Annotated in this window: 7 protein-coding genes and 1 pseudogene; 1 reads left to right on the top strand and 7 read right to left on the bottom strand. The window is 41.0% G+C overall.

Going from position 1 to position 3,833, the window contains the following annotated elements; genetic code table 11:
• Positions 1-212: pseudogene (locus tag CBG25_RS11505) on the top strand (hypothetical protein); the annotation flags it as partial.
• On the opposite strand, the gene CBG25_RS11510 reads toward CBG25_RS11505, so the two are convergent.
• From CBG25_RS11510 to CBG25_RS11540, 7 genes are all read right to left on the bottom strand, one after another.
• Positions 195-599, bottom strand: a complete 405-nt coding sequence (locus tag CBG25_RS11510; protein ID WP_290606751.1) for a hypothetical protein — start codon at positions 597-599, stop codon at positions 195-197. The pseudogene CBG25_RS11505 and the gene CBG25_RS11510 overlap by 18 nt on opposite strands.
• A 177-nt stretch (positions 600-776) precedes the next feature.
• Positions 777-1,226, bottom strand: a complete 450-nt coding sequence (locus CBG25_RS11515; RefSeq protein ID WP_290606753.1) for a lysis protein — start codon at positions 1,224-1,226, stop codon at positions 777-779.
• Complete coding sequence (locus CBG25_RS11520; RefSeq protein ID WP_290606755.1) at positions 1,196-1,678, bottom strand: lysozyme; 483 nt, start codon at positions 1,676-1,678, stop codon at positions 1,196-1,198. Before CBG25_RS11520 ends, CBG25_RS11515 begins: the two co-directional genes overlap by 31 nt.
• Entirely contained in the window at positions 1,638-1,859 is a 222-nt protein-coding gene (locus CBG25_RS11525; RefSeq protein WP_290606757.1) for a phage holin family protein, read from the bottom strand. Before CBG25_RS11525 ends, CBG25_RS11520 begins: the two co-directional genes overlap by 41 nt.
• 202 nt (positions 1,860-2,061) lie before the next feature.
• Entirely contained in the window at positions 2,062-2,535 is a 474-nt protein-coding gene (locus CBG25_RS11530; RefSeq protein ID WP_366212774.1) for an antiterminator Q family protein, read from the bottom strand.
• Positions 2,536-2,620: 85 nt separating this feature from the next.
• Positions 2,621-3,094, bottom strand: a complete 474-nt coding sequence (locus tag CBG25_RS11535) for a hypothetical protein (RefSeq protein ID WP_290606759.1) — start codon at positions 3,092-3,094, stop codon at positions 2,621-2,623.
• Positions 3,095-3,538, bottom strand: coding sequence for a recombination protein NinB (locus CBG25_RS11540; RefSeq protein WP_290606760.1), 444 nt, complete (start codon positions 3,536-3,538; stop codon positions 3,095-3,097).
• Between the last annotated feature and the right edge of the window lie 295 nt (positions 3,539-3,833).

A 3,833-nucleotide genomic window follows, 5' to 3' on the forward strand; every position in this document is an offset into this window, starting at 1 on the left:
ATCGAGAAGTTAAACAAAATTGTGGTATTGAACGCTGTCAGGCTCGCACGAGCCGAGCGCAAAGAAATCATATTTTTCTCGCTATTTCTGCGTGGTTTGAACAACATAAACGTCGTATATCTGAAAAAATAACCCTTTATCAACAAAATTGGGACGTAATCAAAAATGCTATTGCTGAGCACATCCGTGTTTTATTAGCGTACCCAAATTAGTTTTGTGCGAAACTCGTGTCCTTCCATATCTAACAGAGCAAGATTGGCTGGTTGGCTTTCTTTTTCCGCTAAATCCAGTAACCACTTACGGAGTGCTTTAGCGACTTTGGTTTTAGATAACATTCCAATAAGATGAGCACCACGAACAGAATAAATTCTAATCTTTTTATAGCATAACTCATTGTTTTCATTACTCTCGGTCAAATTGACCGTCCCTGACATCTCATTAGTAAACTCATCTTTATTCCTGTTGAAAATGCGAGTAATAGAAGATTCGTCCTTGTATTCTAGTAAGATAGATAGCTGTTTATTAGTGAACCAGATTTTTCCGTCACCGTTATTAAAGGGAACAATATTGTGGGTTTTAAATGTTAATACATGATTCATGATGTCTTCCTTACTTAGGTAATGAACCTTTGCCACATAGGAAATCAGCCCATCGAAGTGACATCAGCAAAACTGATTACCTCAAAGGCTCATTCCTAAATAACGGGTTCGATGTTTAAATTAATTACGCATGTGGGACGCAATGATTATTAAGATTTGAACGTGCCAATTAACGATTCATTGACACTGTGTTTTGATGTACTGCTGTAGATATTCAGTCTGCTTTTCGTTCTCAGCTATCATCACTCTGAGACGGAAATAATCTTGTCGAGCTGCTTCGCTAAATTGTGGGGTGGCTTCATCATATCGGCTCTGGGCGGTAGTGGTTTTGGATGTACGACACACGGCGTTGACGAGCAACCGCTTAGTGCCAGCACGGACAGCATCATGCAGCTTATCCAGTTCAGCTTTGGCATTATTTAATTTCTCAGTCTGTTGAATATCAATCTTTTGCAAAACATCAATCTTATCCTGCTGTAACTTCACGACTTCAATTTGCGCTTGATATTGCTGTTTTAGCGTTTGATAGTTTTGTTTGATGGTTTGGTAACGTGCGTTGATGAAAATCAGTGAAATAATTAACCCCACAATAATCACTACGACAAATGTGTAAGGTCGCCATAACATATTACACTCTCTATTTCCCGACGGGTCATTAGCCCTTTCCAGACTTCGCCTTTTACGTAAATCCATCGTTTCATTTCATCACATGCGCCTTTTCGGTCATCGGCATTGAGCTTTTTGAGTAACATGGATTTCCCAAAATTGCCCACACCCACGTTGTAGGCGAATGAGTAAAGGGCTGCTTGAGTCAGTGTATTGATACTCACCTTAACCAGTGGGTCAACATAACGCTTAACCGCGTTCAAATCGTCATCAAGCCACTTATCGCAGTCTTTTTGTGTGTACGTCCTGTTACGCACAATATCGTTGCCTGTGTGCCCATAACAAACAGAAAGAATACCGCCGCCGTCAAAGTAGGGCTTAAGTCTCAACCCTTCGAAATGGGTTATCATACTTGAGGCTAAAAACACCGCACTACCGCCTGTTGCCATCAATATTTTTTTCGGTATTTTCATACTGACGCTCCTTGAGTTTGTACTCCCTTCGGCGGTAGTACACGTTGATTAAAAATGTCCCTATCGTGCAGACGATACCTATCACCGCTACCCACTGCTCAAGGGTGAAAAAACCTAAGATGGTTGTCATAATGCCCCATAGGTAGGCAGTCGGGGTTGAGTATTTTTCAGACATGCGCATATACCCTCCCACTGAGGGTTCCATTGCTTGGGATTAAACAGGGAGCCAACTGCTTTACTTGTTTAGGCTATTTAAACTGTCAGTTTTGCGGTGGCGTAAAAACAAAAAACCCCGCAAAAAGCGAGGCTCTATGATTTTTTGTACAACTTTATCAGCTTACCTTGAAATTGTTGCTCATTTGCTCATTAAAGTCAAGCCATCATTAGGTAGAATTAGTCATTTTATCAACAGTGTTTGGATTTTTCATGACTGTTATTAGCCGATTGTGTATTAAATACACGCTGGCATTGAGAATGTCATCAATCTCCCTTCGACATGTTATGCGTGATGGCTTTTTCCACCTGCCCCCCGCTCTGGTCATCATTCTTCTGGGTTTCGCTATATTGTGATAATAGTTGGCTATGCTTAATTTTGACTTTCCGTAAACATAATAACTTAATAGAATCTGGTAGGCTTTCTCATCAATACGCATAACAGCATCAACCACTTGAGAAATGAGCAATCCTTCATCATCGTTACACATTGGCCTCGAAGGTATAACTTCCCCTTTCGCCTTTTGCATGAATCGCCAGATAATATTAAATTGCCATTTGTCGAGTTCTCCTGAGCATACCCACGCCCCCCATAACTCAAGCCAACTATTTACCCAGTCATACTGTGCTTTAGTTAATTCCAATGACTTAACCGCCCTCATCTGTCCTCCGGCAAAAATAGGAATAGGGGCATGGTTTCAATGCCCTGAGTTGAATAGTAATGGTTGTTTAAAGTGTGTGGGCTTTTTCTTCGCCCATCCGAAAGGTAATGCCTGCCTGATACCAATCCGGTAAGAAAAACTCAATGCGCCCTGTATATCCATCAAGTCGCATCGTTTTCATTCTTTTTAGCTCACTTTTCATTTGACGGTAGATTTCATCCATTTCGCCCACCTTGAGCCTTACAGGGGTATTTGCTAGCATCGCTATTTTGGCAATGGTCATCTCACCATAAGTTATCTCTGCATGCGCTGTAAATTCGTATGGGTCTTCGCCTAACTTACGATGACAGCCCAGGCAGTGCGAAAAACTATTTAAGGGGTGATAACGGGTAGCTTTGTGTCGCCTTGATTTGAAGTGTGAGCAGTGCAGTTTGGCGCGTTCATGCTGAAAATGTCGTCCGCAATAATCACATATCCAGTTTGTTCTTTCGCGGACTAATTCAGAGAACACGGCATCGTATTTATCCCTTTTTAGTGCCATTTAATTTTCTTGTTCCTGTTTTAATTTCATATACTCCGAGCTTTCCGGTACCGTCACGAAACAACGTATGCCAATCGCCCAGCATTCCACTTTTTGCATAAAAACATGCATCTCACCCGTATCAAGTTTTGACGTCCTCTTAAGCGTTCTGACGCGCTCTGGCTGCTGCGTGGTTACATCAATACGCTCTACCACTTCATAACCTAAAAATGTATGTTTCAACATTTCTTTCACCTGCTCTGCGGTAAAGTTAGCGTTGTTAGCACACAAATACTTACTTAACTCTGCACACCACAAATGAAAAAGTGCATTTTGCGATAGGCTTCGAATTCGCTTGAAGGGCTTGATGATGAGTTGATGCGGTTGATTTGTTGCGAGAACAGCTTTTAAGGTTTGCCAGACGGATTGTTTTGTTGATTCGTGGAAGAGTAGCTTGTCTTCCAAATGCGTCTCCTGTTCTTTTTCATTTCAAGAAAACATGGTTAAAGCAGAAAAAAAGAATATATAACATTGAGATAGCTAGTGATATGACCATTGATAAAAACCTCAATGAGGCAATAAACCACGTGCTGTTGTCGGTTGTGATAGTTAATGTCAATGCCAATTGAATTCTGATCCACTTTGCTAAAGTAAAACTGATCCACCCCCTTTAATTTACTCGCTCAGTTCCGCTTTCAATTTTTTATGTAGCTGACCGCTTTTTAGCTTGTCTTTTAACCGATAACTTTGTCCACTAATC

Source organism: Arsenophonus sp. ENCA (assembly GCF_002287155.1).
GTDB classification, from domain to species: domain Bacteria; phylum Pseudomonadota; class Gammaproteobacteria; order Enterobacterales; family Enterobacteriaceae; genus Arsenophonus; species Arsenophonus nilaparvatae.

Coding starts and splice junctions, on each gene's coding strand:
- CBG25_RS11535 (WP_290606759.1), bottom strand. CDS start 3,094: ATGGCACTAAAAAGGGATAAATACGATGCCGTGTTCTCTGAATTAGTC.
- CBG25_RS11525 (WP_290606757.1), bottom strand. CDS start 1,859: ATGCGCATGTCTGAAAAATACTCAACCCCGACTGCCTACCTATGGGGC.
- CBG25_RS11515 (WP_290606753.1), bottom strand. CDS start 1,226: ATGTTATGGCGACCTTACACATTTGTCGTAGTGATTATTGTGGGGTTA.
- CBG25_RS11520 (WP_290606755.1), bottom strand. CDS start 1,678: ATGAAAATACCGAAAAAAATATTGATGGCAACAGGCGGTAGTGCGGTG.
- CBG25_RS11510 (WP_290606751.1), bottom strand. CDS start 599: ATGAATCATGTATTAACATTTAAAACCCACAATATTGTTCCCTTTAAT.